The following is a 2,160-nucleotide window of genomic DNA, read 5'->3' on the forward strand; positions in this document are numbered from 1 at the left end:
TTGGCTTCGGCGTCGATCACCGGGCCAATGTCCACGGCCAGGCGCTCCGGGTTGCCCAGGCGGCTTTCGGCCATGGCACCCTTGAGCATCTCGATCACGCGGTCGGCCGAGTCTTCTTGCAGGCACAGCACGCGCAGTGCCGAGCAGCGCTGACCGGCACTGTCAAAAGCCGAGGAGACCACGTCGATGACCACTTGTTCGGTGAGTGCCGAGGAGTCGACGATCATCGCGTTCTGGCCACCGGTTTCGGCAATCAGCGGGATCGGACGGCCCTGCGCATCGAGACGGCCGGCGACATTGCGTTGCAGCAAGCGCGCCACTTCGGTGGAACCGGTGAACATCACGCCTTTGACGCGATCATCACCCACCAGGCGGGCACCGACGGTTTCGCCCTGGCCCGGCAGCAGTTGCAGCACGCCTTCGGGAATGCCGGCTTCCAGCAGGATGCGCACGGCTTGTGCGGCGACCAGCGGAGTTTGTTCGGCAGGCTTGGCCAGGACCGGATTGCCGGCGGCCAGTGCAGCGGCGACCTGGCCGCTGAAAATTGCCAGTGGGAAGTTCCACGGGCTGATGCACACCACCGGGCCCAGCGGGCGGTGGGCGTCATTGGTGAAATCGTTGCGTGCCTGCACTGCGTAGTAACGCAGGAAATCCACGGCTTCGCGCACTTCGGCGATGGCGTTGGCGAAGGTTTTGCCGGCTTCGCGGGCCAGCAGGCCCATCAGCGGCTGGATCTCGCCTTCCATCAGGTCGGCGGCGCGTTCCAGGATTGCGGCGCGTTCGGCAGGCGGGGTGGCCTGCCAGATTGGGCCGGCGTTGATGGCGCACTGGATAGCATTGTCGACGTCTTCGACGGTGGCTTCCTGTACGTGGCCGACTACATCGCGCAGGTCGGACGGGTTCAGCACCGGTGCAGCGGCTTCATTACTGGAGGCGCAACCGAGCATCGGCGCGGCTTTCCAGTTGTTGTGTGCGGTGGCCAACAGGGCGCAGGACAGCGATGCCAGGCGGTGTTCGTTGGCCAGGTCGATGCCGGCGGAGTTGGCGCGGTCACTGCCGTACAGGTCGCGCGGCAATGGAATGCGCGGATGCGGCAGACCGAAGCCACCTTCCAATGTGGCCATTTGTTCAATGCTGGCCACTGGATCGGCCACCAGTTCCTGAATCGAGATGGACTGGTCGGCGATGCGGTTGACGAACGAGGTGTTGGCACCGTTTTCCAACAGGCGACGCACCAAGTAGGCCAGCAGTGTTTCGTGGGTGCCGACCGGTGCATACACGCGGCACGGACGGTTCAGCTTGCCATCGGAAACCTTGCCTACAACCTGCTCGTACAGCGGTTCACCCATGCCGTGCAGGCATTGGAACTCGTACTGGCCGGGGTAATAGTTCTGACCGGCGATATGGTAGATGGCCGACAGGGTATGGGCGTTGTGGGTAGCGAACTGCGGGTAGATGACTTCCGGTACCGACAGCAGTTTGCGTGCACAAGCAATGTAGGAAACGTCGGTGTACACCTTGCGGGTATACACCGGGTAGCCTTCCAGGCCTTCGACCTGGGCGCGCTTGATTTCGCTGTCCCAGTACGCGCCTTTTACCAGGCGGATCATCAGGCGGTGGCGGCTGCGGCGCGCCAGATCGATCACGTAGTCGATCACATACGGGCAACGCTTCTGGTAAGCCTGGATCACGAAACCGATACCGTTCCAGCCGGTCAGTTGCGGTTCGAAGCACAGGCGCTCCAGCAGGTCCAGCGACAGTTCCAGGCGGTCGGCTTCTTCGGCGTCGATGTTCAAGCCGATGTCGTATTGCTTGGCCAGCAGGGTCAGGGACAGCAGGCGTGGGTACAGCTCGTCCATCACCCGCTCATACTGCGCACGGCTATAACGCGGATGCAGTGCCGAAAGCTTGATGGAGATGCCAGGGCCTTCATAAATCCCACGGCCGTGGGACGCTTTGCCGATGGAGTGAATGGCTTGTTCGTACGATGCCAGGTACTTCTGGGCATCGTGTTCGGTCAGCGCGGCCTCACCGAGCATGTCGTAGGAGTAGCGGAAGCCCTTGGCTTCGAACTTGCTCGCATTGGCCAGGGCTTCTGCGATGGTTTCGCCGGTGACGAACTGCTCGCCCATCAGGCGCATGGCCATGTCGACGCCCTTG

The 2,160-nt window shown here is 62.7% G+C and carries 1 protein-coding gene; it reads right to left on the reverse strand.

Annotated elements, in window-relative coordinates:
* Positions 1-2,160: bifunctional proline dehydrogenase/L-glutamate gamma-semialdehyde dehydrogenase PutA (gene putA, locus ACRESD_RS06680; RefSeq protein WP_431750209.1), on the reverse strand; the 2,160-nt coding region annotated here is incomplete at both ends.

The sequence above is a fragment of the Pseudomonas sp. genome, assembly GCF_050739995.1.
In the GTDB taxonomy this organism is placed as follows: domain Bacteria; phylum Pseudomonadota; class Gammaproteobacteria; order Pseudomonadales; family Pseudomonadaceae; genus Aquipseudomonas.